Source organism: Nocardia violaceofusca NBRC 14427, assembly GCF_963869435.1.
GTDB lineage: Bacteria > Actinomycetota > Actinomycetes > Mycobacteriales > Mycobacteriaceae > Nocardia > Nocardia aobensis.
Genome location: NZ_CAWMPM010000012.1, coordinates 85,420 through 111,929, shown reverse-complemented (window position 1 = coordinate 111,929; position 26,510 = coordinate 85,420). Strand labels below are relative to the sequence as shown.

General features: G+C 68.2%; 23 protein-coding genes and 1 riboswitch. Of the genes, 11 read left to right on the top strand and 12 right to left on the bottom strand.

The features are described from left to right. Positions 1 to 4: 4 nt before the first annotated feature. Genes AC5592_RS10330 through AC5592_RS10315 form a run of 4 tightly spaced genes read right to left on the bottom strand, consistent with a single transcriptional unit; the run spans position 5 to position 4,447 of the window. Positions 5 to 916, bottom strand: a complete 912-nt coding sequence (locus AC5592_RS10330; protein WP_036505759.1) for a short-chain dehydrogenase/reductase — start codon at positions 914 to 916, stop codon at positions 5 to 7. Further along, positions 913 to 2,430: a flavin-containing monooxygenase gene (locus AC5592_RS10325; RefSeq protein ID WP_063064044.1), complete on the bottom strand. Its 1,518-nt coding sequence runs from the start codon at positions 2,428 to 2,430 to the stop codon at positions 913 to 915. The genes AC5592_RS10330 and AC5592_RS10325 overlap by 4 nt, the downstream gene beginning before the upstream one ends. Before the next feature lie 53 nt (positions 2,431 to 2,483). Then, complete coding sequence (locus AC5592_RS10320) at positions 2,484 to 3,575, bottom strand: PDR/VanB family oxidoreductase (RefSeq protein WP_063064043.1); 1,092 nt, start codon at positions 3,573 to 3,575, stop codon at positions 2,484 to 2,486. After that, complete coding sequence (locus AC5592_RS10315) at positions 3,572 to 4,447, bottom strand: metal-dependent hydrolase (protein WP_051025156.1); 876 nt, start codon at positions 4,445 to 4,447, stop codon at positions 3,572 to 3,574. The genes AC5592_RS10320 and AC5592_RS10315 overlap by 4 nt, the downstream gene beginning before the upstream one ends. Before the next feature lie 119 nt (positions 4,448 to 4,566). On the opposite strand from AC5592_RS10315, the gene AC5592_RS10310 reads away from it, so the two are divergent. The 5 genes from AC5592_RS10310 to AC5592_RS10290 all read left to right on the top strand — a co-directional run bounded on the left by AC5592_RS10310 (position 4,567) and on the right by AC5592_RS10290 (position 8,891). After that, positions 4,567 to 5,229, top strand: a complete 663-nt coding sequence (locus AC5592_RS10310) for a TetR/AcrR family transcriptional regulator (RefSeq protein ID WP_063064042.1) — start codon at positions 4,567 to 4,569, stop codon at positions 5,227 to 5,229. A 140-nt stretch (positions 5,230 to 5,369) separates the two neighbouring features. Next, entirely contained in the window at positions 5,370 to 6,719 is a 1,350-nt protein-coding gene (gene cyp51 / locus AC5592_RS10305) for a lanosterol 14-alpha demethylase (RefSeq protein ID WP_063064041.1), read from the top strand. Beyond that, on the top strand, positions 6,716 to 7,549 hold the full coding sequence (locus AC5592_RS10300; protein ID WP_063064184.1) for an SDR family oxidoreductase: 834 nt from the start codon (positions 6,716 to 6,718) through the stop codon (positions 7,547 to 7,549). The genes cyp51 and AC5592_RS10300 overlap by 4 nt, the downstream gene beginning before the upstream one ends. A gap of 166 nt (positions 7,550 to 7,715) precedes the next feature. After that, positions 7,716 to 8,528 carry an RNA polymerase sigma factor SigF gene (locus tag AC5592_RS10295; protein ID WP_063064040.1) on the top strand — a complete coding sequence of 271 codons (813 nt, stop codon included), beginning with the start codon at positions 7,716 to 7,718 and terminating at the stop codon, positions 8,526 to 8,528. 39 nt (positions 8,529 to 8,567) lie between these two features. Further along, positions 8,568 to 8,891 carry a hypothetical protein gene (locus AC5592_RS10290; protein ID WP_063064039.1) on the top strand — a complete coding sequence of 108 codons (324 nt, stop codon included), beginning with the start codon at positions 8,568 to 8,570 and terminating at the stop codon, positions 8,889 to 8,891. Positions 8,892 to 9,014: 123 nt separating this feature from the next. Here AC5592_RS10290 and mbp1 read toward each other — a convergent pair whose 3' ends face one another. Further along, the gene (gene mbp1 / locus AC5592_RS10285) at positions 9,015 to 9,269 is read right to left on the bottom strand and encodes a microaggregate-binding protein 1 (protein WP_063064183.1); all 255 of its coding nucleotides are present in this window, start codon (positions 9,267 to 9,269) and stop codon (positions 9,015 to 9,017) included. Between the two features lie 105 nt (positions 9,270 to 9,374). Continuing rightward, positions 9,375 to 9,902: a DUF6328 family protein gene (locus tag AC5592_RS10280; RefSeq protein ID WP_063064038.1), complete on the bottom strand. Its 528-nt coding sequence runs from the start codon at positions 9,900 to 9,902 to the stop codon at positions 9,375 to 9,377. A 56-nt stretch (positions 9,903 to 9,958) separates the two neighbouring features. Between AC5592_RS10280 and AC5592_RS10275 the strand changes: the two genes are divergently transcribed. Both AC5592_RS10275 and AC5592_RS10270 read left to right on the top strand, forming a co-directional pair. Beyond that, on the top strand, positions 9,959 to 11,014 hold the full coding sequence (locus tag AC5592_RS10275) for an AraC family transcriptional regulator (protein WP_036505754.1): 1,056 nt from the start codon (positions 9,959 to 9,961) through the stop codon (positions 11,012 to 11,014). Between the two features lie 85 nt (positions 11,015 to 11,099). Further along, a complete protein-coding gene (locus tag AC5592_RS10270) occupies positions 11,100 to 12,800 on the top strand; it encodes an FAD-dependent oxidoreductase (RefSeq protein ID WP_063064037.1) in 1,701 nt (566 codons plus the stop codon). Here the strand turns inward: AC5592_RS10270 and AC5592_RS10265 are convergent. From AC5592_RS10265 to AC5592_RS10250, 4 genes are all read right to left on the bottom strand, one after another. Then, a complete protein-coding gene (locus AC5592_RS10265; protein ID WP_063064036.1) occupies positions 12,797 to 14,596 on the bottom strand; it encodes a glycoside hydrolase family 15 protein in 1,800 nt (599 codons plus the stop codon). The genes AC5592_RS10270 and AC5592_RS10265 overlap by 4 nt on opposite strands. Before the next feature lie 24 nt (positions 14,597 to 14,620). Next, positions 14,621 to 16,150, bottom strand: a complete 1,530-nt coding sequence (locus AC5592_RS10260; RefSeq protein WP_063064035.1) for a catalase — start codon at positions 16,148 to 16,150, stop codon at positions 14,621 to 14,623. A gap of 69 nt (positions 16,151 to 16,219) precedes the next feature. After that, positions 16,220 to 16,543 carry a hypothetical protein gene (locus AC5592_RS10255; RefSeq protein ID WP_232329290.1) on the bottom strand — a complete coding sequence of 108 codons (324 nt, stop codon included), beginning with the start codon at positions 16,541 to 16,543 and terminating at the stop codon, positions 16,220 to 16,222. A gap of 112 nt (positions 16,544 to 16,655) precedes the next feature. Continuing rightward, entirely contained in the window at positions 16,656 to 18,362 is a 1,707-nt protein-coding gene (locus AC5592_RS10250; protein ID WP_063064034.1) for an NRAMP family divalent metal transporter, read from the bottom strand. Between the two features lie 370 nt (positions 18,363 to 18,732). Then, a riboswitch (M-box (ykoK) riboswitch) is annotated at positions 18,733 to 18,904 on the bottom strand. 283 nt (positions 18,905 to 19,187) lie between these two features. On the opposite strand from AC5592_RS10250, the gene AC5592_RS10245 reads away from it, so the two are divergent. The 3 genes from AC5592_RS10245 (at position 19,188) to AC5592_RS10235 (ending at position 21,472) form a co-directional block, all read left to right on the top strand. After that, entirely contained in the window at positions 19,188 to 19,898 is a 711-nt protein-coding gene (locus AC5592_RS10245) for an MgtC/SapB family protein (RefSeq protein ID WP_063064033.1), read from the top strand. A 117-nt stretch (positions 19,899 to 20,015) separates the two neighbouring features. Beyond that, a complete protein-coding gene (locus AC5592_RS10240; RefSeq protein WP_157121725.1) occupies positions 20,016 to 20,174 on the top strand; it encodes a hypothetical protein in 159 nt (52 codons plus the stop codon). 53 nt (positions 20,175 to 20,227) lie between these two features. After that, positions 20,228 to 21,472, top strand: a complete 1,245-nt coding sequence (locus tag AC5592_RS10235; RefSeq protein ID WP_232329289.1) for a serine hydrolase — start codon at positions 20,228 to 20,230, stop codon at positions 21,470 to 21,472. 19 nt (positions 21,473 to 21,491) lie between these two features. Here AC5592_RS10235 and AC5592_RS10230 read toward each other — a convergent pair whose 3' ends face one another. Next, positions 21,492 to 23,816 (bottom strand): heavy metal translocating P-type ATPase, encoded by a 2,325-nt coding sequence (locus tag AC5592_RS10230; RefSeq protein WP_063064032.1) that lies wholly within the window; start codon positions 23,814 to 23,816, stop codon positions 21,492 to 21,494. 179 nt (positions 23,817 to 23,995) lie between these two features. On the opposite strand from AC5592_RS10230, the gene AC5592_RS10225 reads away from it, so the two are divergent. Further along, positions 23,996 to 25,078 (top strand): substrate-binding domain-containing protein, encoded by a 1,083-nt coding sequence (locus AC5592_RS10225; protein ID WP_232329288.1) that lies wholly within the window; start codon positions 23,996 to 23,998, stop codon positions 25,076 to 25,078. Here the strand turns inward: AC5592_RS10225 and AC5592_RS10220 are convergent. Beyond that, entirely contained in the window at positions 25,018 to 26,466 is a 1,449-nt protein-coding gene (locus AC5592_RS10220) for a hypothetical protein (RefSeq protein WP_157121723.1), read from the bottom strand. The genes AC5592_RS10225 and AC5592_RS10220 overlap by 61 nt on opposite strands. Between the last annotated feature and the right edge of the window lie 44 nt (positions 26,467 to 26,510).

The window sequence follows — 26,510 nt, the reverse complement described above, 5'->3', positions numbered from 1 at the left end:
CCGGTTACCGGCCGCGATCTGCGAGGATGCGCTGTTCGAGCCGTTGCGTCAGCGAGCGCACCCGCTCGTCGACGCTCAGCTTGTGATCCAGGGCCACGTTGACCGCCCCCCGCAGCAGGGCGTACGGCTCCCACCCCGCGGGCGCCACGGTGCGCGCGGACCGGCGTTCGATGGCACCGGCGATCACCTCGGCGGCCCGCCGCGCGGTGATGCGCTGATTCAGCGGCCAGGGCAGCAGCGCGCCGAATTCGGCGCCCAGCTCGTCCGCGTCCAGGGTGTCGTGGGTCATCGCCGTCTCCACCACGCCGAAATAGGCGATTCCGGCCGAGGCGCCCGTTCCGCCGAGTTCCACCCGCAGCGCGCGCCCGAGCTGTTCCACCCCGGCCTTGCTCACCATGTACGGCGAACCGCCCATTCCGGGCGCGAACGCGGCACACGAGGAGACCACGACGACGTGACCGTGCGCCGCGATGACGTCGTCGAGGGCAGGTTGGACGGTGTTGAAGGCGCCGGTGAGGTTGATCGCCAGCACCCGGTCGAACTCCTCGGGATCGAGCAGCCGCACGGTGGCCGGGCGCGGGACCACCCCGGCGTTGGCCACCACCACATCGATGCGCCCGAAGTTCTCCCGCACCTGTCCGACAGCCAACCGCACCCCCTCCCGGTCGGCCACGTCGACGGTGATCGCGACCGCCCGGATGCCGAGCGCGGCCGCGCTCGCGCGCACGGCCTCGGCGTCGATATCGAACAGCGCGACGTAGGCGCCGCGGTCGTAGAGCAGCCGGGCCAGCTCGTAGCCGATGCCGGCGGCGCCGCCGGTGATCACCACGACCTTGTCGCGCACGTCGAGTCGCTCACCCCCGCCGAGCACCGGGGCCAGCAGCGTGCGCACCATATCGAACGGTCCTGTGATCATCGGATACTGCTCATCTCTGCGGTGGTCGGATCCGGTACGTGGCGCGACAGCAGGTAGGAGTCCGCGTCGAAACTCGCTACGCGGCGGCGGTATTCGAAACTCCAGTTCGGATACAGCCCGGCGTTCTCGCCCTTGTCGGTGGTGTAGTAGCTGTCGCAGCCGCCGCCCAGCCACACGGTATCGCGACTGCGCTGCCGCATCTCGTCGAGGAACCGGTCCTGCGCCGAGGCCCGGACCTCGACGCGGTCGACATCATTGTCGCGCAGGGTTTTCAGAGCGTCGACGATGTAGGCGATCTGCGATTCGATCATGAAGATCGCGGACTGGTTCCCGGCGGCGCCGAACGGACCGAGGGTCAGGAACATATTCGGGAAGCCCGCGATCGCCGCACCCAGATAACTACTGGGCCGGCGACGGTAGTGATCGGCCACGGTCAGTCCGCCCACACCTTCGATCCGGTCGTAGAGTTTCGGTATCGCGCCGAACCCGGTGCCCCAGACGATGGTGTCGACCGGATGTTCCGCGCCGTCGGTGGTGACGATCGATCCGGGCCGGATCTCGGCGATGGATTCCGTCACCACGTCGACGTTGTCGCGGGTGAGGGCCGGATAGTACGCGTCGGAGAAGATCGCGCGCTTGCATCCGATCATGTAGTCCGGGGTCAGTTTCCGGCGCAGGGCCGGATCGCGGACCTGGCGGCGCAGTTGCATCCCCGACAACGCCTGGAACGGATGGCGGAAGCGACGGTCGACGAATCCGACCAGTCCGAAGCTCTCGATACCGGCGTAGTAGGCGCCCCGCAGCGCGGTGCCCAGCAGCGGCACCCGGCGCAGCAGTGCGCGCTCCACGCCGAGGGTGGACCGATCCAGGCGGGAGACGATCCACGGGGCGGAGCGCTGGAAGACCGTGAGCCGTCGCACCTTCGGCGCGATCTCGGGGATGAACTGCACCGCCGAGGCGCCGGTGCCGATCACGGCGACGCGCTCGCCGGTCAGATCGTGGTCGTGGTTCCAGTGCAGCGAGTGGAACTGGGTGCCGCGGAAGGTCTCGCGCCCCGGCATATTCGGAATCTTCGCCTCGCTGAACGGGCCGACCGCCGAGATCAGCACATCCGCGCTGAGCACGCCCCGGTCGGTGCGCACGAGCCACCGCCGCCGCGATTCGTCCCATTGCGCGCGCACCACATCGGTGCCGAAACGCATATGCCGCACCACATCGTGGCGCTCGGCGACATCGCGCAGATAACCCAGGATTTCGGGCTGCCGTCCGTAGGTGCGCGACCAGTCGGGATTCGGCGCGAAGGAATAGGAGTACAGGTGCGAGGGCACATCGCAGGCGCAGCCGGGATAGGTGTTGGCCTGCCAGGTGCCACCGAGATCGTCGGCGCGTTCGAGAATCAGGAAGTCCTCGAATCCGGCCGCGCGCAACGCCACCGCGAGGCCGATTCCGGCGACTCCGGCGCCGATCACCGCGATCGGCGTGTGTTCGGCGGGGACGCTCTCGGATACTGCCATCGTCGAATTCCTTTCGGTGCGGGCGTCGTTGCCCGAAACAACCGGTCTCGTGCTCACAGGTCGAGTTCGAGAATGTCGCCCGCCGCACGGGAGACGCAGGTGAGCATGGTGGTCTCGCGTTCGGCGGGACTCAGCCGGCGATCGCGATGGTCGACGGCGCCGGCGTGCACGGTCACCGCGCACGTGCCGCAGAATCCCTGCCGACACGAATAGGCGACGTCGGGCAGGGCCCGGCCGATGGCCGCCAGGGCCGACTCGTCGGCGGCCACGTCCACGGTGTGACCGCTGCGCCGCAGCCGGATCCGGAACGGCCGGCCCTGCTGCACCGGCAGCGGCGAGAAACGTTCGGTGTGGACCGAGACGGTCGGCTCGTGGGCGGCGTCGGTGTCCAGCGCGGCGGCCATCAGTGGCGGCGGACCGCAGACGTAGATCGCGGTCCCGCGCGGTACGTCGGCCAGAATCAGATCGAGGTCGGCGATCCCGAATTCGTCGTCGGGCCGGATCTCGAGCCGTCCGCCGCGATGAGCCGACAGCTCGTCGAGGAACGGCATCGTCGCCCGGCTGCGGCCGAGATAGACCAGCCGCCAATCGATTCCGCGCCGTTCCGCGTCGGCCACCATCGGCAGCAAGGGGGTGATACCGATGCCGCCGGCAACGAAGACGTAGTGCGGGGCGTCGATATAACCGAAGGCGTTGCGCGGCCCGCGCACGCGCAACCGGTCCCCCACCGCCACGTCGCGATGGATCTCGTCGGATCCGCCGCCGCCCTGGGGCAGATGGCGCACGGCGATGCGATAGCTCCCGCGATCGGCCGGGTCACCGTTGAGCGAATACTGCCGCTGGCGCCCGGAGGGCAGGAGCACGTCGATGTGCGCGCCCGGAACCCAGCGCGGCAACTGCCCGCCGTAGGGCGCGACCAGAGTCAGCACCACCACGTCTCCCGCCTGCGTCTCGCGCCGGGCGACGATCAGTTCGCGTTCGAAACCACTGCGCCGCACCGGGTTCGGCCGCGACAGCACCTCGATCGGCGGTTGCGTGGTGACGCCGCGGCGATACAGGTCGAACACGGCGCCGACCGCCCGCAGCGGCAGCGGCGGCCGATACTCCGGCCGGTCGGCGGCGACCGGGTACGCCACCGCCGTCATCGCCGGCCCTCGCGCGCCGCCGGCGACTGCGCGAGATACCGCAGCGCGTTGTCCATGCTGCCGAGCTGGGAGGGGTGGAATCCGGGTCGCAGATATCTCGGAATCTCGGTCAGGAAGGTCGACATGCTCGGCACCACGCCACGGACGGAGGCACTGAGGAACTGCAACGGCCAGAACCGTCCCTTGCGGGGGTCGGGATCCTTGCCGAACAGATAGCCGCCGGCCACCACGAACAGCACCAGCAGCGACGAGCTGGCCAGCACGGCCGTGCGGGCTTTGCGCAGATATCCGCCGTCGACGTGCATATACGCGTCGTAGACCACGCTGCGGTGTTCGACCTCCTCCGCGCCGTGCCAGCGAATCAGGTCCAGCATCGCCGGATGCATGTTCTTGGCCTCGAGCACGTCGTTGGTGAGCAGCCATTCGCCGATGACGGCGGTGTAGTGCTCCATCCCGGCGAACAGGCCCAGCCGCTCGCACAGCCACTCGTGTTTGGCGCGGCCGGTTAGGCCGTGATCGCCGAGTATCCGATCGACCAGCCAGGCCACCGTCTCCACCATCGGGGCCACGTCGAGCCCGAGCGACTCCAGGTGACGACGTGCCTGCGCGTGCGAGGTGGCGTGCTGATTCTCCTGGCCGATGAAGCCCTGCACCTCTTCGCGCAGCCGCTCGTCATCGATATAGGCCAGCGCCTCGGCCAGGGCCGCGGCCATCGCGCGTTCCCCCTCCGGGAGAACCAGGTGCATCACATTGATGATGTGGGTCGCCATGACCTCGCCCGGAATGTAGTGCATCGGGACGGAGTCGAAATCGAATCGCACATCACGGGCCCTGATCGCGTGGGCTTGGTCGTCGTAGACCGAGGTGTTCATGGCGCGTCCTTGCGGGTGGTCGAAGCGATGCTCCGACCGTAATGTTGACATCACTAGATGTCAACAGCGGTCGATGTCAACAAAACGCCTCGTCACCGTCCCCCGGTAGCATCACGGCCATGGCCGATTCGCCGCACATTCCGAAAACGGGCAGCCGCCCCTGGCGTGGGCGCGAACCGGCCGATCGCATCGCCGCACGTCGCGAACGGCTGCTGCAGGCCGGTTACGAGCTCATGGCCGGCGCCGGCGCGGCCGAGACCTCGATGCGCGGAGTATGCCGACAGGCCGGGCTCACCGAACGTTATTTCTACGAGAGTTTCGCCAATCTCGACGATTTGATGACCACCGTCCTCGAGAACACCGTCGAACAGTGCCGGGATCGACTGCTCGCCGCACTGGCCGACGCCCCCGAGGACCGGGATCTGCTGTTCGGTCACGTGGTGCGCGCGTTCACCGACTTCCTCACCGAGGACCCCCGGCGCGGGCGCATCCTGTTCGTCGAATCGATCGCCACCCCGGCACTGACCCGGCGCGGCAGCGAACTGGTCGCGGTGATCACCGGACCGATCGCCTCGGTGATCGCCGCCGACGACACCGACACCCCGGCCCCCGACGAGACCGACGCGACGCTCAACGCGATGGCCATCTTCGGCGCGCTCGCCTATTGCTACCGCCCGTATCTGATCGGCGACATCACCATCGACCGGGAGCGGTTCGACAACCACGCCGCCGTGATCATCCGGCAGCTCAGCACCGTGCGCTCGGCGCCGGTCCTGCGCTGAGCACCCGCACCCGACGCCGTCCCGCACACCGGTCCGGCACTGCCCGAAACAGTGCCGGACCTTGCCTCGCCCACCCTTCCGTAGTACCGTCCAGACACGTGTCCATCACGGATGGATCCGGAAATGCGGAAGGATTTCTCATGACGTTGGTCAAGCCGCGGCAGGTCTCCGGGGGCGAGCACGAGCACGGCCACCTCGAAGAGTTCCGCACCGATCCGATCGCCCTGATGCGGCGGGTGCGCTCCGAGTGCGGCGATGTGGGCTCGTTCCGGCTGGCCGACAAGGACGTCATTCTGCTCTCGGGCGCCGAGGCGAACGAATTCTTCTTCCGCGCGGCCGACGAGGATCTCGACCAGGGCGCCGCCTACCCGTTCATGAAGCCGATCTTCGGTGACGGCGTGGTCTTCGACGCCAGCCCCGAGCGCCGCAAGGAGATGCTGCACAACCAGGCCCTGCGCGGTGACTTCATGCGCGGGCACGCCGAAACCATCGCGCACGAGGTGCACCGCATCCTCGAGGGCTGGGGCGACGAGGGCGAAATCGACCTGCTCGAGTTCTTCGCCGAGCTGACCATCTACACCTCCTCGGCCTGTCTGATCGGCAAGAAGTTCCGGGAGGAACTCGACGAGCGGTTCGCGCACCTGTACCACGAACTGGAACGCGGCACCGACGCGCTGTGCTACGTCGACCCCTATGCGCCGATCGAGAGTTTCCGCCGCCGCGACGAGGCGCGCGCGAAGCTGGTCGAACTGGTCCAGGAGATCATGAACGGCCGCATCGCGAATCCGCCGCAGGGCAAAGAGGATCGCGACATGCTCGACGTGCTGGTCTCCATCCGGGACGAACAGGGCGAGTTGCGGTTCTCCGCCAGCGAGATCACCGGCATCTTCATCTCGATGATGTTCGCCGGCCACCACACCACCTCCGGCACCGCGGCCTGGACGACCATCGAACTGCTGCGCAATCCCGAGGTGCTGGCCGGGGTCGTCGGCGAACTCGACGAGCTCTACGCCGACGGCCAGGACGTGAGTTTCCATGCGCTGCGCCAGATTCCGCAGCTCGAGGCGACGTTGAAGGAGACGCTGCGGCTGCATCCGCCGCTGATCATCCTGATGCGCGTCGCGCGCGGCGAATTCGAGGTGTGCGGGCACAGCATCGCACCGGGCGATCTGGTCGCGACCACGCCGGCGGTTTCCAACCGGATCGCGGAGGACTTCCCCGAGCCCGACCGCTTCGATCCGGGCCGCTACGTCGATCCCAACCAGGCGGATCTGGTGAACCGGTGGACCTGGATCCCGTTCGGCGCCGGACGGCATCGCTGCGTCGGCCAGGCGTTCGCCCTCATGCAGTTGAAGGCAATCTTCTCGATCCTGTTGCGGGACTGGGAATTCGAGATGGCGCAGCCCTCCGACAGCTACCGCAACGACCACTCCAAGATGGTGGTGCAGTTGCAGCAGCCGTGCACCGTCCGGTACCGGCGGCGCGGGTGAGCACCGGACTGCCGGGAACGGTGGTCGCCGTCACCGGCGGCGCACGGGGTATCGGCTATTCGATCGCCGAACACCTGCGCGACGCCGGTGCGCGGGTGGCGCTCGGTGATATCGATGCGGCCGCCGTCGCCGAGGCCGGATCGCGGCTCGGCGCCGCGGCCGCCCTGGCGCTCGACGTGACCGACCCGGGATCGTTCGCGGACTTCCTCGCGGCGGTCGAGACCGAGGCCGGCCCCGTCGACGTCCTGATCAACAATGCCGGCATCATGCCGGTCGGCCGCTTCACCGACGAATCCGACACCATCACCCGCCGCATCCTCGAGGTCAATGTCCTCGGTGTCATGAACGGCACCAAAGCCGCACTGCCACAGATGCTTTCGCGCGGGCACGGCCATATCGTGAATATCGCGTCGCTGGCCGGGGAGAATCCCACGCCCGGCATGGCGACCTACTGTGCGAGTAAACAGGCCGTCCTCGGCTTCACCGAGGCCATGCGGCTGGAATGCCGCGGCAGTGGAGTGCACTTCTCGGCGGTGTTACCGACCTTCACCCGCACCGAACTGATCGCCGGAACCAAGGCGCCGATGGGCCTGCTGGCCGAACCCGAGGATGTCGCCCGGGCGGTGGTGCGGCTGATCGCGCGCCCGCGGCGACGGGTCACGGTCACCCGCCTGGCCGGGGTGGCGATGGCGTTCGACAAACTCACGCCGCGCGCATTCGGTGAATTCACCGCCCGCCGCATGGGAGTGCACCGAATATTCACCGACGAGGTCGATCGAGCCGCCCGCGCGGACTACGACCGGCGGGTCGGCAACACGCCGGAAGGCTGAAACCGCAAAATTCCGGCTCGCGCCGGATATATTCGAATCGGCGTATGCCCTGGTCATCGCCTGGAAATAGGCGAATATTCCGGCGTGCGCCGGTCGACGTCTTTTGAGAGCCGCACCAACGGGTACCCAGTCTGGGTCGGATTCAGTTGGAAGCGAGGTATCTCGAATGACACATGAACCGATCGCCCGTAGTGCCGAAACCGCCGCACGCCACGGTGCCAACAGTTATGACAACATCGAACCCTGGTTCGAGAAACTGGCCGCTCTGGATCATGCCGATCCGCATCGGGAGTCGGTCCGAGCGGAAATCATCGAACTCTGCCTGCCGCTGGCCGAGCATATCGCCCGGAAATTCTCCGGCCGCGGCGAGACGTTCGACGATCTGCACCAGGTGGCGAGGCTCGGTCTCGTCCTGGCAGTCGATCGATTCGATCCGGCACGGGGGAATTCATTTCTCTCCTTCGCCGTGCCGACGGTGATGGGCGAGGTTCGCCGTCACTTCCGCGACTACACCTGGTCGACCCGGGTACCGCGCGCAGTCAAGGAATTGTGGCTGCGCATCGGTCCGACGACCGAACATCTGGCTCACGAACTCGGACGCATGCCCACGGCCCGCGAACTGTCCGACGCCCTCGACGTCGACGGTCCGCAGGTGGTGCAGGCCATGATCGCCGGCAACGCCTACCAGCCGAACTCCATCGACGCCGTCGTCGACACCGACGACGGCGCGATCATGGACAAGCTCGGCGCCGAGGAACAGTGCTACCAACTGACCGAGGACGCGATGGCGGTGCGGCCGCTCATCGATGCGCTGCCCACCCGCGAACGCAGAATTCTGATCATGCGCTTCTTCGAATCCAAGACGCAGAATCAGATCGCCGAGAAACTGCAGATCTCCCAGATGCACGTCTCCCGAATTCTGTCGCGCACGCTGAAAAGTCTTCGGCAGCAGGCGCTCTGCGAGCCGCAGCCGACCTAGGGATCGAACCGTCCATCCACACGACCGAAAGGTGTAGTCATGCCCAAGGAATGGTCTGCCAAAGAAGAACGCCAATACGAACATGTGAAGTCCTCGGCTCGGAAACGGGGTGCGAGCGAAGGCCGTGCAGAGGAAATCGGCGCACGCACGGTCAACAAGAATCGCGCGCAGGCGGGCAAAACTCGTACCGCGAGCCGCAGTTCCACCAACGATATGTCTCCGCAGCGCCGCGGCGGCCAGCGGTCCGGCAAGGGGTCACAGGGCCCGACCCGTGATCAGCTCTACAACGAAGCGCGCCAACGCAATATCAAGGGCCGCTCCAAGATGACCAAGAAACAACTCGCCAGCGCGCTGGGCCGGTAATACCGAGGATCACGAATCCCCGGTGCGAATCCGATTCTCGCGCACGACGTTCGAATGGAGAAGGGGTGCCCGGCCGATACGGCCGGGCACCCCTTTCTTCGGGTTACTCTCCTCACGTCGCCGTCAGGAGCCGCCGTTGCCTTGGTAGGCCTGCTGCCGCTTCTCCTCCACACCGGCTTCCGCGCGGTGCTTCTCGGCCTCGGCCTCCTTCTGGGCGGCCTCGCGCTGCGATTCGGCGCGGCTCTGCTGGGCCTTGCCCTCCTCGCGCAGGTCGTCCTTTCCGAATACCTGGCCGGCGGCTTCCTTGGCCTTACCCTTCGCGCCTTCCACGACGCCTTCGAGGCCTTCGCGGCCTCCGCCCTTCTCGTGCTCCGACAAGGGATTCACCTCCAACGCGTCGAAATCACTGACATCGGGCGCGATACCCGGCCACCCCGGCACGAAACGCCCTCCGACCGCTATTTCGGGCCGCTGTGGGCGTCCTCACCGCGTCCGGCCACCGCGTCTGCGCTCCCGCCACGGGTGAGCGAACCAGGTCAGGACAAACAGCACCGCGAAGCACACACCGATGACGGTGGCGGCGACCGCACCGGCCACCGTGTCGAAGATCAGCACCGCGACTCCGGTGAGCGCGATGCCGAGCAGCGCCAGCCCGACCAGCGCGAACGTGTGGGCGGTGCGCACCACGCTGCCGAGGCGATGCTGACGGAACAGGATGCGGTGGGCTGCGACCGGCGCGATCAGGAAGACCGTCGCCGCGATCGAGGCGGCCACCACCGCCAGATACAGACCGCGCATCGGCGTGGACATCACGGTGAACCTGGCCTGGAACGGCAGCGTCAGCAGGAAGCCGGTCAGCAGCTGCACACCCGTCTGCACCACCCGCAATTCCTGAATCAGGCTGGTCAGATTGCGGTCCAGCTGTTCGGTTTCCGTCTCACCACCACGGACCTCGCGGTCCCATTCCCGATCGCGGTCTTCCCGGCCGCCGGCGGACTGCGCCTGCTCCATCCGACAACCCTATCGGTTCGTTCCGAGTGATCAATACTTTCGGCCATAATGGTGTCATGCACACCGTCGAGGCGCCCGAGGTCCGCACCTGGAACTTCCCCCGCGGGATCGCCAGCGTCGCGGTGATGATCGAATTCGCCGCCGAACACGGGGTGGACCGGGCGCGGCTGCTCACCGGATCCGGTATCGGACCGGCCGCACTCACCGATCCCGGGGCCCAGATCCCGGCCGAGGCCGAACTGGCGGTGGTACGCAATCTGGTCGCCGAACTCGGCGAGATCCCCGCGCTCGGCGTCGAGGTCGGGCGGCGGTACCGGCTGAGCACCTTCGGCATCTTCGGCTTCGCCTGCGTCACCAGCCCCACTCTGCGCGAAGCGATTTCGCTGGCGATGCGGTACTACCGCCTCGGATTCGCCTTCTGCACACCGATCGTCGAGTACCGGCGCGACGATGTGATCGCCTGGATTCACCACGAGCTCATCCCGCCCGATGTGCAGACCTTCCTGGTGGAACGCGACATCGTCGCCATGCATCGGGTGATGGCCGATCTGCTCGGCCACGACTTCTCCTTCGCCCGGATGGAATTCGGTTACGACGAACCCCCCTACGCCGACCGGCTCGAGGCCGTGCTCGGCGCGCGGCCGCGCTTCGGGCGCGCGCACACCATGTTCACCGTCGCACCGGAGATCCTGGCCCAGCCGCTGCCGCAGGCGAATCAGCAGACCTGGGCGGTCTGTATCGCCCAGTGCCGGGATCTGGTGCAACGCCGCAGCGCGCGTACCGGTATCGCGGCCGAGGTCCGGGAACGACTGCTGCCCGGCAGCGGCGCGACCGGTATCACCACCCCGCCGCCGATCGAGGCCGTGGCCCGGGAGCTCAACATGAGCGTGCGGACGCTGCGCCGCCGCCTCACCGAGGCCGGGACCAGTTATCGGGCGCTGCTCGACGAGGTGCGCCGCGCGCTCGCCCAGGAGATGCTCTCGGGGACGCCCCTGACCATCGACGACATCGCCATCCGGCTCGGCTACGCGGAGGCGACGCCGTTCATCCACGCCTTCAAGCGCTGGACCGGGACCACGCCGGCCGCCTACCGGCGTGACCGGAACTATTGATTTTCTGGCCGTCGATCTCTGCGTCCGCCCCCTGATCTGCCCATACGGTACGGGAGGACGATCGGCACCAGGAAAGGGCGCGGCGATGGGGTTCGACTACGACGTGGTAGTCATCGGGTCGGGATTCGGGGGCAGTGTCAGCGCGCTGCGCCTGACCGAGAAGGGCTACCGGGTCGGCGTCCTCGAGGCCGGCCGCCGCTTCGCCGACGACGAGTTCGCGAAGAACTCCTGGCGCGCGCGGCAATTCCTGTGGGCGCCACGCCTGGGATGTTTCGGCATCCAGCGCCTGACCCTGTTGAAGGACACCTTCATCATGAGCGGCGCCGGTGTCGGCGGCGGCTCCCTCGTCTACGCGAACACCCTGTACGAACCGCCCGCGAAATTCTTCGCCGACCCGCAGTGGGCCCACATCACCGACTGGGACGCCGAACTGGCGCCGCACTACGACCAGGCCAAACGCATGCTCGGCGTCACCACGAATCCGGCGACCACGGCCTCGGACCGGGTGCTACGCGAGGTGGCCGAAGAACTGGGCGTGGGAGCGTCGTTCCGGCACACCCCCGTGGGAGTCCTGTTCGGCGGCAACGGCACTCGCGCCGGACAGGAGGTGCCCGACCCCTACTTCGGCGGTGTCGGACCGTCCCGGCGCACCTGCACCCACTGCGGCGAATGTATGACCGGATGCCGCCACAACGCCAAGAACACGCTGGTGAAGAACTACCTGTATCTCGCCGAGAAGGCCGGAGCCACCGTGCATCCGCACACCACCGTGGTGGATGTGGTGCCGCTGCCGTCGGGTGGGTACCGTGTCGACACCGTTCGCACCGGGCGCTGGATTCGCAAGGCACGCCGCAGCTTCACCGCCGACCAGGTGATCTTCGCCGCCGCCGCGCTCGGCACCCAGCGGCTGCTGCACCGGCTGCGCGATCGCGGCTCGCTACCGCACATCTCCGCGCGCCTGGGCTATCTGTCGCGCACGAATTCCGAAGAGTTGCTGTCGATCCGGAGCCGGCGCGCCGATACCGACTTCACCAAGGGCGTGGCCATCACCTCCTCGATCCATCCCGACGGCGACACCCACATCGAACCGGTGCGCTACGGCAAGGGCAGCAATGTGCTGTCGCTGATGACGACCGTGATGTACGACGAGGACGGCAGCACCTCGCGTACCCGGCTGTGGTTGCGGGAGAACTGGCGGCGCCGCCGCGATCTGGCGAAGGTGCACAATCCGCGCCACTGGTCGGAGCGGATGATCGGGCTGCTGGTGATGCAGTCGGTGGACAACTCGCTCACCACCTACACCGAACGCGGGCTGTTCGGCCGCCGGATGACGACGAAACAGGGTGAGGGACAACCGAATCCGACCTCGATTCCGGCCGGGCACGAGGTAGCCCACCGCGTGGCCGACAAGATCGACGGCATCGCGACCGCCGGTTTCACCAGCCTGTTCGGCATCCCGATGACCGGACATTTCATCGGCGGCTGCGTGATCGGCGATTCCCCGGAGACCGGCGTCGTGGACCCCTATCAGCGCATGTACGGCCATCCGGGCCTGCACATCGTCGACGGCTCGGCGATTTCGGCGAATCTGGGCGTCAATCCGTCGCTGACCATCACCGCACAGGCCGAACGGGCGCTGGCGCTGTGGCCCAACAAGGGTGAGCCGGATCGGCGTCCGGCCCTGGGCGCACCCTACCGGCGGCTGGCCCCGGTCTCCCCCACGGCGCCGATGGTTCCCGCCGACGCCCCCGGTGCGCTGCGGTTGCCGATCGTCGACATCACCTAGTTGCCCCGATCCGTCGGCACCACCGCTTCCGACGGTAGCTCCGGCGCGAGCGGTCCGAGCCGCAGCGACGCCTCCAGCAGCATCGCGTGCACGAACGCCTGGGGCAGATTGCCGCGCAACTGCCGCTGCCGGACGTCGAATTCCTCGGCGAACAGGCCCGGTGTCCCGCACGAGGCGCGATTGCGCTCGAAGAAGCGCATCGCGGTCACCGGGCGGTCGAGCTGGGCGGCCGCCATCGCCATGGTGAAGCCGCACAGCAGGAACGCGCCTTCACTCATCTCGAGCGGACGATCGTCGTGACGGTAGCGGTAGACGCAGTAGTCGGTGGTCAGATCCCGCTGGATCGCGAAGAAGGTGGCCGCGTAGCGCGGGTCGTCGGCCGGTATCGCACCGCGGATCAGCGGCAGGAGCAGCGCGGCATCCACACCCGGCTGATCGGGAGCCCGCTGCCAGCGACCGGTCGGATGCACTCCGGTGCGGGCGGCCTCGGCCACCAGCGTATCGGCCAGCGAACTGCAGTAGGCGGTGTCGGCGCCGGTGTCGGCACAAGCCGCGACCGCGCGTAGCCCGGCCGCGCAGATCAGCCGGGAATGGGTCCACAGCCGGTCCTCGATCTCCCAGATCCCCGCGTCCGGGCGGTGATGGTTGTCCGCGATCGCCGACACCGCGATATCGACCGCGCGGCGGTGATCGCTGCCGAGCCGGTCGTGGTGAGCGGCCGCGGCGAACAACAGCAACGCCTCGCCGAAGATGTCGAGCTGGAACTGCCCGCGGACCCGGTTCCCGATGACGGGCCGCGCGCCCGGATATCCGGGAAGCTCGATCTCGCGCACCCGCGGCACACTCTTCCCGTCGATGGTGTAGGCGGGCGCCAGCGTGGGACCGTCGTCGAGCAGGCGGGCGGCCGTGAAACCGACCGCGGCGTCGAGCAACGGGTGGGGGCCGCCGATCGCGATCGCCTGCCCGGCCAGGCATTGGTCGCGGATCCAGACATAGCGATAGTCGTAGTTCTCGCCCCGGTCGGCGCGTTCGGGCAGGCTGGTGGTGGGGGCCGCCACCATGCCGCCGGTATCGGCGGTCATCCCGCGCAGGACCGCGAACGCGTGGGCGCTGTCGCGCGGCGCGGCCGTGGCACCGAAATCCGGCCGATCGCTCCGCCAGGCGTTTTCGGTTGCCTCCCAATAGGTTTCGGGGTCCGGTAGATCATCGGGCAGGGTGCGATCGGACAGTTCCAGGATCAGATCGTGGTAGCCGCCCGCGGGCACCGACAGGTGAGTCGTCCATCCCCGGCCGGAACCGTCCTCGTCGATCTCGGCGCCGGGCGCGCCGGTCCAGCGCATCCGCAGCCCGCCCGCGCGAGCCGTCCACACCCCCTCCGCGCGGCGCGGATGGTGTATCGGCGCGGTGCCGAACCGCGCGACCGGCCGCAATTCCACATCGACCTCGGCATCCTCCTGTACCGCCACGACGCGCCGCATCAGCACCGCCCGATGCCGATCGCCCGGAAAGGCCAATGCTTCCCGGCATTCGATCACCGCACCTCCGGACAGCCACCGCGACCGCCAGATCAGCGTGCCGTCCTCGTAGTAGCCACCCCAGACGAACGGCCCCGACGGCGTGACGGCATACATGCCGGAACCGCCCAGCAGGCTCGCGAAGACCGCGTCTCCGTCCCAGCGCGGCAGGCACATCCACGAGATATCGCCGCGCGGACCGACCAGGGCGCCGCGCTGACCGTCCGCGATGAACGAGTACTCCCGCAGGACATGGGGGGCGGCAGCGGAATTCGCGATCACCGCATTCGCCTTTCCGGATCCTCCTCAAGCCTTGTGCTGAGCGGCGGAGCGGGCTGGGTTGCCCTGCGCGGCCGCCTTCGGATCCTTCTCGTCCTGTTTCGCCCGGACTCCGGATTCCACCCGGTCGCCGAGATCCTTGTCGACATTGCGCCAGTATTCGAAGGCGCGCGCCAGGACCGGCTCGGACACCCCGTTGAGCAGATGGCCGACGATATTGTCCACCAACCGTTCTCGCGCCGCGTCGTCGAGTACCTGGCGCACGAGAGTGCCCGCTTGGCCCCAATCGTCGTCGTCGCGGCGCAGTGTGTAGGCCTCGCGCACCATTTCGCCGTCGGTGTACCAGCCGGCGGTCGGACCGGCCCGGCCGGGTTCGGCGTGCGGACCGCCCTTGGAATTCGGCACGTAGACCGGGTCGCCCGGATTGTGGTGCCGCATGTGGCCGTCCTTGGTGTAGGAATGCGACGGCGACTTCGGCGCGTTGACCGGCAATTCCTTGTAGTTCGCGCCGATCCGGTAGCGGTGGGCGTCCGGATACGAGAACCACCGGCCCAGCAGCATCTTGTCCGGGCTCGGTCCCGTGCCCGGCACCGCGCTGCTCGGCTCGAAGGCGGCCTGTTCGATCTCGGTGTGATAGTCGGACGGATTGCGGTTCAACGTCATCCGGCCGACCTCGTAGAGCGGATAGTCGCCGTGCGGCCACACCTTGGTCAGATCGAACGGGTTGAACCGATAGGACTTTGCCGCCTCGAACGGCATGATCTGCATCTTCAGCGTCCAGCTCGGATAATCGCCGCGTTCGATCGCCTCCCACAGATCCCGGGTGTGATAGTCGGTATCCATCGAGGCCATCTGATCGCCCTCGTCCTGGGTGAAGAACTCCACACCCTGGTCGGTGAGGAAGTGATACTTGACCCAGTGCTTCTCGCCCTCGGCGTTGACCCACATGTAGGTGTGGCTGGAGTAGCCGTTCATGTGGCGCCATGTGCGCGGGATACCGCGATCGCCCATCAGCCAGGTGACCTGGTGCGCCGACTCCGGCGACAGCGTCCAGAAATCCCACTGCATGTCGTGGTCGCGTAAGTTGTTGTCCGCCCGGCGTTTCTGCGATCGGATGAAGTCCTGGAACTTCATCGGATCGCGGACGAAGAAGATCGGCGTGTTGTTGCCGACCAAGTCGAAATTGCCGTCCTCGGTATAGAACTTCAACGCGAATCCACGCGGATCACGCCAGGTGTCCGGGCTGCCCCGCTCACCGGCCACGGTGGAGAACCGCGCCAGCATCTCCGTTTTCGCCCCGGGCTGGAAGACTTTCGCGCAGGTATAGGCACTCATATCCTGCGTGGTCTCGAAGACCCCGAACGCGCCGCCGCCCTTGGCGTGCGGCTGACGCTCGGGGACGCGTTCGCGGTTGAACGCCGCCATCTTCTCGATCAGATACGCGTCGTTGAGCAGGATCGGGCCGTCAGGGCCTATCGTCAGCGAATCTTCGTCGCTTGCCACGGGAATTCCGGCGTCGTCGGTGGTGAGACCGCCGGCGCGAGTCTTCTCGACCATCTCTCTCCTCTCCCGGACCGGATCGGTGCGGTGGTCACGCTCCGCGGCGGACCCGCGGTTCTCCCGCGATCAGTGCCCCTGTCGCTGATGCGGCTCCCACTGGTCGCGAGCCTGCGTCCGCTTGCTCTCGAGCGCGATCCACGCCACGCCGCTGATCAGGCACACCGCGCACACCACACCGGCCACGATCGCCCATCCGCCGAAGCCGTATCCGGCCGCGGTCAGCGCGAGCGCCAGCGCGACGAAACTCAAGGCACACAGCACGATGCCCGGAATGTTGTACGTGTCCTCGATTCCCTCACCGGCATGCTTGCGCGGCGCTCGCAGCACCCGCCGCCGCTGCGCCTGCTCCTGCGATGTACTTCCACGCGTCATCCGCGGGTCCGTCATCATGGCACCTCCGTTTCCCGGTGTCGGCCGCACAGGGCACACTCCTCCCTGCTTGCAGGCGTACTACCCGGCTTCGGCGGTTCGAATCAGGCAAATCCCACCGGCCCGGCGCCCCTCAGCCGATCGATTCGACGATCTTGACCACGACCAGCACGACCGCCACCAGCAGATATCCGCGCAGGGCGAGCATGCCCGCGGTGCGCAGCGGGGTGAACGACGGACGCTCGAGGGTGTGCAGCGCCGGGGTGCGGAAGCTGTCGCGATCCCCCGCGAGTTCGGCGCGTTCGGCATCGCGGTCCAGATCCCTCACCTGACCGGAATCGAGGTCACCGAACCGAGCCGCGGTCACAGCGGCACAGCGGCGCCGGGTTCGCCCGTGCGCGAGCAGTGCGACCGCACCCGCGACCAGACCGGCGAGGACGCCCCCACCCAGCCCGAACTCGAGGGTTCGGGCACTCAGGCCGGGAAAGAACGTGGCTGCGGTGAGCGCCGCCGACAGCAGTACCAGCGCCCAGACGATGATCGCGGCGCAGATGTTCTGCCGCAGTGTATTCACCCAGGGACCGAGTACGGCACGGTCGTTGCACAGCAGCACCAGGAATACCGTCGCCGAGGGCAGCAGCACCCCGGCCAGTGCCTGCACACCCTGCGTGATCAGGCCCAGCACATGGTCGGGGCTGAACGAGATCGCGGCCGCGACAGCCAGCAGGGCCGCGTAGCCGGCATAGAAACCGGGCGCTTCAAACACCTTCCAGTGCAGTGAATGCCGCCGGCCGAGCGTATCGCCGAGGGTGTAGGACGTCGCCAGCCCGACCGCGTTGGCGCCGATCAGCGAGGCGTCGAGCAGGACGATCGCGAACAGCGCGCCGACCACCGGGCCCGCGTGCGCGCGCAATCCGGCCGCGACCGCTCCCGCATCGGTGAAGCCCCCGGCCGGACCGGTTCCCGACAATCCGTAGGCGGCCGCGGCCATGATCGCGGCCGCACCGGCCATCACCACCACGATTCCCAGCCACAGGTCGATGCGCTCGTAGCGGATCCAGCGCGGGGTGATGCGCTTGTCGACGATGTTGGACTGCTGGAAGAACAACTGCCACGGCGCGACGGTGGTGCCGACGATCGCCACGATGATCAGCAGCAGGGTCGACGAGAGCCCTCCCGGCAGCGACGGGATCAGGCCGTGCGCGGTCCCCGAGAAGCTGGGATGGACCAGCAACGCCATCGGGAACAGCACGATGTTCACGGCGATGAGGGTCATCATCAGGCTTTCCCACCGCCGGAACGACCCACCCGCGACCACCGCGAACAGCGCGACCGCCGCGAGCGGCACCGATACCGCCTTAGGCAGGCCGAAGTAGCTCAGAGCCATTGCCACACCGATGAATTCGGTGACGATGGTCAGGGCGTTGACCACGAACAGGTCTCCGACGCTGAACGCGCCCCAGAACTTCCCGAAGCGCGCGAAGATCAGCCGGGCATGGCCGACCCCGGCCACGGCACCGAGCCGGACCACCATTTCCTGGTTGACGTATAGCACCGGAATCAGCAGCACCAGCGTCCAGAGCAGGGCCATCCCGTAGTTCTGCCCGGCCTGGGCGTAGGTGGCCACGCCGCCGGCATCGTTGTCGCCGACCATGACGATCAGGCCGGGCCCGATCACCGCCGCCAGCATGCGCAATCTCTGCGTCCGGCTGCGGCCGGCGAGGCCGTCGTGCTGCCGGATCACGCCCAGCGCGCCGACGATATCGCCGACGTGAGCGTGATCGGCGACCGCGCCGGGCGGTGCGGCCGGGGTGCGGGTGTCGTCGGAGAAGGTGGTCATTGCCGCGCTCGCTTCCTGAAACTCGGTGCAGTTCTGTGGATTTTCGAGTTCCAGGGCTAGCGGAACGCGCCCGGACGACGGCCGGCGAGCCGACGGAAGACGTTGCGGTGCATGGGATCTCCTCACAGGGAAACCCGGCTGTGGGCAGACCGCGGCACCCCGGAACCCCGCACCGGTGACGCCGATGCGGTGGATCGGGGGATGAGTTCAGGCGGACAGGCAGCGAGCCGGGAACGATACGGTTCGTGAACTCGGATACGGACTATCTCCGGATGGCATCGCCCCTCACCTCCTCGCTGCCGGGACGCACGCGCACGTCGTGTTCGGGTGATCGGCACCACGCGAGAGGGAGACCCGCCGGACGGCGGATCGCGCACCCCTCTCGTCAGAGCTTCGGCACTGTACGACGTATCCCCTTGCGGGAGAAGCCACTTCGGGTCATCCCTTAATCCGGGAAGACCTGTCCTAACCCTGGGCGTCTCTCGACGTCGTCGGATCAGTGGCCTGTGTTCGTACAGGAGCCTCGCCTAGCGAGGTGCTAACGACAAAAGGGTGAACCCGGAGTTCGCGATTGTCAAATCGGTGGCCGGCGGCAGGTTGCCAGGATCGCGATGCCGGTGTTTACTTCCTTCCCGGCGCCGGTGCCCGGCGCTGTCTACGCGGTTCGTGTCCCGGAAGGAGGTGGTCGCGGTGCCCGACGACAGTCATATACGTCGTTTTGCCAAGAATTCACTCGGCGACCATTCTCGTGTCGACGCGGCCGTGCGGATGTCGCGGTAGCCTGCGCGCGCGAGTTCTCGCCCTCCATCGAAGGGTTGTTTTCTCATGTCGACGTGGGAGATGCTGCTGCGCCTGACCACCGGTGTCGGTCTCGGTGCGGTGATCGGTTTCGAACGGCAGTACCGGGCCCGGATGGCCGGATTGCGGACCAACGCTCTGGTCTCCGCGGGCGCGGCGTTGTTCGTGCTGTTGTCCGCGCACGGGTTTCACGGTGGTGCTGCCGACCCGACGCGGGTCGCGGCCCAAATCGTTTCCGGTATCGGCTTTCTCGGCGCGGGTGTGATCATCCGCGACGGATTGAACGTGCGGGGTCTCAACACCGCCGCGACGCTCTGGTGCGCGGCGGCGGTGGGCGCGCTCTCCGGTGCCGGGATGTACGGCACCGCGGCGGCCGGGACGGTCGCGGTCGTCATCGTCAACATCGCGTTGCGGGCGGCCGGGCGCAGGGTCGACCGTCAGCCGGAATCGGGTCACGAGCAACCCGCGCACTACGCGTTCACCGCCGTCACCGACGACGCGCACGAAGCGCATGTGCGGGCATTGCTGGTACAGGCGTTGACCCGCACCGACTTTCAGCTCGTGTCGGTCGCGAGCGCCAATGCGGAGGATGCGGGCCGGGTGGAGGTGCGCGCGGATCTGGCCGGCGATCAGCGCGACGACCGGCAGATGGAGTCGGCCGTCAGCCGGTTGAGTCTGGAACCGTCGGTGACCAGCGTCGGATGGCGCACGGTCGAACCGGTCGCGCCTGGGGTGTAGGGCGCACATCGGTCAGAGCCCGCTGAGAGTTCCCTGGTAGAGCGGTCGCGACCCTCGCCCGGAGGCCGGTGTGGCACCTACCGTGAGGGTGATCGACCGACCGATGAAGGAGAGCTCGTGGGTTCCACCGATGCCGCCGAATGGGCCGATACCGCGGCCGCCAGCGCGGGCCGAGCCAGTGGCTATGCCCGCGACACCGCCACCCGTGAGCTGGCCTACGCCGTGGAAGCGCTCGGCAAGGCGGTGGGAGCGCTCGCCCGCGAATTGCACAGCTGAGCGGCAACGACGCTCCGACCTGCACCGATGCCCCCGATCACTATGCTGACGCCGTGAGCAGTGTCGCGCCGATGGTTTCCGTCCCCGCCGATCCGGACACCGTGACCGCGGTGGGTCCCGAGGACGACCCCACCGCGGTCGGTCTGCGACGCGGCGACATCGACGCGGTGTGGGAGTCGGTCCGCGCGTGGTATCGGATGGGAACCACTCCCGCGATCCAGATCTGCCTGCGCCGCCACGGCGCCATCGTGCTGAACCGGGCCATCGGTCACGGCTGGGGTAACGCCCCCGGCGACGGGCCCGACGTCGAGCGCACACCGATCACCGTCGACTCCCCGTTCTGCGGTTTCTCCACCGCCAAAGGCGTCGCCGCGACGGTGATGGCGATGCTGATCGAGCAGGGCGCCTTCGCACCGGAAGACCGGGTGTGCGACTACATTCCGGAATTCGCGGCGCACGGCAAGGGCCGCATCACCATCGCCGATGTGCTCTCCCACTCCGCCGGGGTGCCGTTCATGCCGGCGGGCTACCGCGGCTTCGACGCCGTCGTGGACGAGGAACTCGCGGTCCGGGCGCTGATCGAGCTGCGGCCGAGCTGGCCGCCCCGGCGGTTCCGTGTCTATCACGCCCTGACCAGCGGGTTGATCCTGCGCCTGCTGGTCCAGCGCGCGACCGGCAAGCGGATGCGCGACCATCTCGCCGACCAGGTGCTGAATCCGCTCGGTTTCCGATGGACCACGTTCGGCGTGGCCCCCGAGGACGTCGACCGGGTGGTGCCGAGTGTGCGCACCGGGCCGCGGCCTTCCCGAGCCTTTTCGATGGTGGCCGGGAAGGCGCTCGGTGGCGGCATGAGCGCCTCCACGTCGGCGGAATCGGTGCGCGCGTTCCTCACCGCGGAGCTGCCCTCCGGCAATCTCGTGACGACCGCCTCGGAACTTTCCCGCTTCTACGAAATACTGTGTCGCGGTGGGGAACTCGACGGTGTACGGATCCTGTCCCCCGACACGCTGCGCAGTGCGATCGCACCGGCGCCCCGGATCCCGGGCATCGCGGGCCGGGTCAGTCGCGCCGGATTCGAGCTGGGCGGGCGCCGGTCGAAATTCGGCGCCCACACCGAAACCCATTTCGGCCGTAGCGGTCTGACCACCCAGTACGGCTGGGCCGACCTCGACCGCGGACTGTCCGGCGCGATCTTGACCAGCGGGAAATCGACCGTGGACACCGAGCGACCTTGGCAGTTGTGCGCACAGATCTCGGCGGTCGTTTCGCGCTCGCCCATCGTCCGGCCGCAGGGGTAGCACCGTCCGGCCGGCTCTCTCACCCCTGGCGCTCCGGCAAGCGAAGTCGTTTGAGCGACACCGCGTTCAGCGCGACGATGATGCTGGAGCCCGACATGGTCAGGGCGGCGATCTCCGGACGCAGGGTGAAGCCGAAGGCAGGCTCGAACACACCTGCCGCGATCGGGAGGGCGACCGCGTTGTACCCCACTGCCCACGCCAGGTTCTGATGCATCTTGCGCAGGGTGGCACGCCCGATCCGTAACGCGGTGGGCACGTCGAGGGGGTCCGATCGCATCAGAACCACATCGGCGGTGTCGATGGCCACGTCCGTACCGGCGCCGATGGCGATACCGAGGTCGGCCCGCGCCAGCGCGGGCGCGTCGTTCACGCCGTCGCCGACCATCGCGACCCTCCTTCCGCCGGACTGCAATTGCGCGATGGTGTCGGCCTTGTCGCCGGGCAGCACCTCCGCGATGACGGTGTCGATACCCAATTCGGCCGCGATGCGGTCGGCGGTCGCGCGATTATCACCGGTGAGCATCACGACTTCCACGCCCAGATCGTGCATTTCGCGCACCGCCGCGGCGGCGGTCTCGCGGGGCGCGTCGGCGATGCCGACGACCGCGACCGCCTTGTCGTCGACCGCCACCAGCACCGCGGTCTGCCCGCCGTCCGCGATCCGGGCCCGAGCGGCGGCCAAGTCGCCGAGTTCGATCCCCTCGCGGTCCAGCAGTCGCCGGTTGCCGACGACGACGCGCTGCCCGTCGACCGTGGCGACGGCGCCGTGGCCGGGTACGTTCTCGAACTTCTCGGCTCGCGCCGGCGCGGCGCCGCGTTCCTCCGCGTAGCGGACGATCGCCTGGGCCAGCGGGTGTTCGGACTCCCGCTCGACGCCGGCCACCGCCGCGAGCAACCGGGGTGAGGGCTCGGCGGCCGAGGTCACGAATTCGGTGACGGCCGGTTCGCCCTTCGTCAGGGTGCCGGTCTTGTCCAGCACCACCACGTCGACGCGGGCCGCGGTCTCCAGCGCGAGGGCGTTCTTGAACAGCACGCCCCGGCGAGCGCCGAGTCCGGTGCCGACCATGATCGCCGTCGGCGTGGCCAGGCCGAGCGCGTCGGGGCAGGTGATCACCACGACGGTGATCGCGAACAACATGGCGGTGGCGAAGGTGGCACCGGCGAGCAGCCATCCGGCCAGGGTGGCCGCACCGCCGATCAGCGCGACCAGGACCAGCCAGAACGCCGCGCGATCGGCCAGCTTCTGGCCCGGCGCCTTCGAATTCTGTGCCTGCTGAACGAGATTCACGATCTGCGCCAGCGCGGTGTCGGAGCCGACCTTGTCCGCACGCACGCGCAGGGTGCCGTCGACGTTGATGCTGGCGCCGATCACCGGAGCACCCGGTTGTTTGTGCACCGGCAGACTCTCTCCGGTCACCATCGACTCGTCGACCTCGCTGTCGCCGTCTTCCACGACGCCGTCGACCGGGATCTTGGCACCGGGCCGCACGAGCAGCAGATCGCCGACGGCGACCTCGGCGGTGGGAATCTCCACCTCCTCGCCGTCACGCAACACCACCGCGCGTGGCGGCGCCAGATCCAGCAGCGTGCGGATGGCGTCGGTGGCCCCGCCGCGGGCGCGCATCTCGAACCAGTGGCCGAGCAGCACGAAGGTGGCGAGCATGGTCGACGCCTCGTAGAAGACCTCGCCGCCGCCCGTGAGCGTGATGGTCAGCGAATACAACCAGCCCGCGCCGATGGCGACCGCCACCAGCACCATCATGTCGAGGGTCCGCGCCCGCAGCGCCTGCCACGCACCGGTGAAGAAGATGGTCGAGGAATAGCCGATCACCGGCAGGCTCAGGATCAACGCCCACACATCCTGGCGCAGCCCGAAGGGCACCGGCAGGTCGATGCCGAACATATCCGTCGCCATCGGCGACCACATCATGACGAGCACCGAGAAGACCAGCGCGACCAGGAATCGGTTGCGCATATCGGCGGCCATCGCGGCCATCGACATGTCGTGATGATCGTGCGTGCCGTGATGATCGTGCGGCGGTTCCGCGGGTTCGTGCCGGTGCGCGCCGGCCGGTTCCGACGGCTCGGCCAGCGGGTCGCAGACGTGCCGGGGCACCGACAGTCCGGAGCAGTGGATTCCGCAGTCGCGCAACCATTCCCGCAGTTCGTGGACCGAGGTCCGGGCCGGGTCGAAGCCGACCGTCGCGGTCTGGGCGGCGGGATTGACCGTGGCCTCGAGTACACCGGGACGGGCTTGCAGGACCCGGGTGGCGACCTGCTGGCGACTCGCCCAGTGCAGGCCACTCAGATCCAGCACCACGGTTCCGTGACCGTTGTCCCGCATGTGCACGACTCCTCTCGACCGACTACCACGACCATATACCCACAGGGGGTATATGCCAAACAACGCGCCTTCACCTGCCCCGGAAGGTCGGGGCTCGCCACCGTCACGGGCCGTCGTTAACATGGTCGGTTCGGGGGGCGACTATTCGGCGAAGGATGTTTTGGGCGGCGGAGGTTCCGGTGAGGGTGTCGAACTCCCGCGGCGGGCGCGACACCGTCGATATCGCGCTGGTGGTGCCCGGTAGCGGACCGGCGGGCCTGTTCGGCCCGTCCTGTGAGGCGTGCGCCGCGCTGGCGGTGGAGGACATCAATCGCGCGGGCGGAATTCTGGATCGACCGGTGCGATTGCACACGGTCGACGCGGGCGCGCCGCTGCCGATGCTGGCCGAGCGCATCGATCGCATGATCGGCACCGGCGCCGTCGACGGCGTCGTGGGCTGGCATCTGTCCAACGCCCGCCGGGTGCTGACACCCCGCACGGCCGGACGGGTGCCGTACGTCTACACCACGTTCTACGAAGGCGGCGAGAATTCCGACGGCGTGTACATGGTCGGCGAGACGCCCGATCATCAGCTCTTCCCGGCGTTGCGCTGGCTGCGCGCGGAACAGGGCATCCGCCGCTGGTGCATCGTCGGCAACGATTACGTGTGGCCGCGCGAAACCGCCCGGGTCACCCGTGAGGCGGCGGCATTCGGGGATATCGACATCGTCGGCGAGACATTCGTCCCGCTCGGCAGCCGCGCCTTCGGGCCGGCCCTCGACCTGATTCGACGCTCGTCCGCCCAGGGGGTGCTGCTGCTGATGGTCGGCGCCGACTGCGCGGCGTTCAATCGCGCCTTCGCCCGCGCCGGGCTCGACGAGGACCGGCTGCGGCTGAGCATGATGATCGGCGAGGACGTCCTGTACGCGGGCGGCCCGGACAGCACCCGCGGATTGTTCACCGCCTCAGGCTATTTCGAGAGCGTGGTGTCGCCCGAGGCGATGGAATTCGGCAGCCGCTACACCGCCCGGTACGGCACCTTCGCTCCGGCGCTGAACAATATCGGCGAATCCTGCTACGAGGGTCTGCTGCTGTTCGCCTCACTGGCGGAGGCGGCCCGCAGCCTCGACGTGCGCGATATCGAGCGCCATGCCGCCCGGGTGCGCTACGGCGGCCCGCGCGGTGAGGTGAAGGTGCGCGGCGCCCACACCACCCAGCCCGTCTACCTCGCCGATGCCGACGGCGTGGACTTCGACGTGGTGAGCGAATTGCGCCGCGCCTGAGCCGGATTCGGCCTGGGCTCGCGCGCACCGACGACGGAATGCCGGCCGAAGGGATCACCCGGCCGCAGCCGCCCGATCAGTAGCACGATGCCCGCACAGCCGATGCCGATCGTGGCGGCGACGATGCCCGGCACCGCGGTGACAGCGGCCTCGGCGCTGCGGAACCAGGTGTGCGAATACTCGATCCGGCCGAGATCGCGGCCCTGCAGCGCGACTCCCGCGGAGGGTACGAAAAGGATCACGATTCCGACGACCGCACTGGTCGCCCGCGGGCCGATCGCGCATCCGACGGCATAGCCCGCGGCCGCCGCCAACGCGATACAGCTCGGCACGGTCACCGCCGCGGTCGGCACGTCCACCAACGCGGAACTCACCGCCGCGGCGATCGACAGCGCGACGGAGCCGGCGACCGCGGGCAGCGGCAGGCGAATTCGCCATCCGGCGTAGAGCCCGGCCCCCGCGGCCGCGACGACCAGCACCGTCGACCAGGCCGGCCGGGGCACGGTGAGCAGCGCCGAGCCCGCCGAGGCGAAGGCCACCATGACCACCACCAGCATTCCGTCGCGCCCGGGCAGCAGCAGCGCCGACACCGCGGTGGCGAGCAGCAGTACGACGACGCCGAACACGATCGGCACGATCGCGCCGCCGCGGGCCATCCACACGGAGGTGGCCAGTGTCGCCGAGACGATCACCACCGCGGACACCACCGGTTTCAGCGGCACCATCGCACTGTCGTCGGGTTCCGGTTGCTGCTCTTGACGGAACAGCACGGCCGTGAACAGCATCAGTCCGAGTGCCGCGAGAATCAGCCAGACCGGCGGCGCCCCGCGCATGATGCCCTCCCCCGGGACACTGGACGCGAAGTCCGGCGCCTGGGTGAGGTCGGCGAACAGGATCGAGGCCAGCGCACCGAACAGATAGCCGCCGGCCGGGGCACGGCGATGCCAGACCGCCGCGGCAAGACAGCCCAGGATCACCCCGGCGAGCATGGAGTCGACATAGTTGAGCGTCGACAGCGTCCGGGTCTCCAGTCGCACGAGCAGGGTGTGGTTGATCAGCATCGCGACGGTCGCGCAGAAGACCGTGCACCACGCCAGGCGACTGTTGCCGATCGCCGCCGACACCGAGACCGCGATCACCGCGATCAGCGCTCCGGCGGTCAGGGCCAGCGGCATATTGAAGATCAGCAGGTCGACCTGCAGCGCCGACCCCGGCGAGAGCCAGGACTGGCTGATCGGCATCATCATGGCCAGCCCGGCGACCGCGGCGGTAATGCAGGCGGCCGAGGTTTCCGCGGCCACTCGCAGCCATTGCGCGTCGGTGATCCCGGCCGACAACCGTTGTACGTGCCCCCGGATATCCGGAGAACCGAAAGTCACAGCACTCATGCCGGACTCCGTCCCCAGCAGGTAACGCCTGGGCGTGACTACCC

Bases quoted from the DNA above. Each gene is read 5' to 3' on its own strand.
- AC5592_RS10330 (WP_036505759.1), bottom strand. From the start codon at position 916: ATGATCACAGGACCGTTCGATATGGTGCGCACGCTGCTGGCCCCGGTG.
- AC5592_RS10325 (WP_063064044.1), bottom strand. From the start codon at position 2,430: ATGGCAGTATCCGAGAGCGTCCCCGCCGAACACACGCCGATCGCGGTG.
- AC5592_RS10320 (WP_063064043.1), bottom strand. From the start codon at position 3,575: ATGACGGCGGTGGCGTACCCGGTCGCCGCCGACCGGCCGGAGTATCGG.
- AC5592_RS10315 (WP_051025156.1), bottom strand. From the start codon at position 4,447: ATGAACACCTCGGTCTACGACGACCAAGCCCACGCGATCAGGGCCCGT.
- AC5592_RS10310 (WP_063064042.1), top strand. From the start codon at position 4,567: ATGGCCGATTCGCCGCACATTCCGAAAACGGGCAGCCGCCCCTGGCGT.
- cyp51 (WP_063064041.1), top strand. From the start codon at position 5,370: ATGACGTTGGTCAAGCCGCGGCAGGTCTCCGGGGGCGAGCACGAGCAC.
- AC5592_RS10295 (WP_063064040.1), top strand. From the start codon at position 7,716: ATGACACATGAACCGATCGCCCGTAGTGCCGAAACCGCCGCACGCCAC.
- AC5592_RS10290 (WP_063064039.1), top strand. From the start codon at position 8,568: ATGCCCAAGGAATGGTCTGCCAAAGAAGAACGCCAATACGAACATGTG.
- AC5592_RS10280 (WP_063064038.1), bottom strand. From the start codon at position 9,902: ATGGAGCAGGCGCAGTCCGCCGGCGGCCGGGAAGACCGCGATCGGGAA.
- AC5592_RS10275 (WP_036505754.1), top strand. From the start codon at position 9,959: ATGCACACCGTCGAGGCGCCCGAGGTCCGCACCTGGAACTTCCCCCGC.
- AC5592_RS10270 (WP_063064037.1), top strand. From the start codon at position 11,100: ATGGGGTTCGACTACGACGTGGTAGTCATCGGGTCGGGATTCGGGGGC.
- AC5592_RS10260 (WP_063064035.1), bottom strand. From the start codon at position 16,150: ATGGTCGAGAAGACTCGCGCCGGCGGTCTCACCACCGACGACGCCGGA.
- AC5592_RS10255 (WP_232329290.1), bottom strand. From the start codon at position 16,543: ATGATGACGGACCCGCGGATGACGCGTGGAAGTACATCGCAGGAGCAG.
- AC5592_RS10250 (WP_063064034.1), bottom strand. From the start codon at position 18,362: ATGACCACCTTCTCCGACGACACCCGCACCCCGGCCGCACCGCCCGGC.
- AC5592_RS10245 (WP_063064033.1), top strand. From the start codon at position 19,188: ATGTCGACGTGGGAGATGCTGCTGCGCCTGACCACCGGTGTCGGTCTC.
- AC5592_RS10230 (WP_063064032.1), bottom strand. From the start codon at position 23,816: ATGCGGGACAACGGTCACGGAACCGTGGTGCTGGATCTGAGTGGCCTG.
- AC5592_RS10220 (WP_157121723.1), bottom strand. From the start codon at position 26,466: ATGAGTGCTGTGACTTTCGGTTCTCCGGATATCCGGGGGCACGTACAA.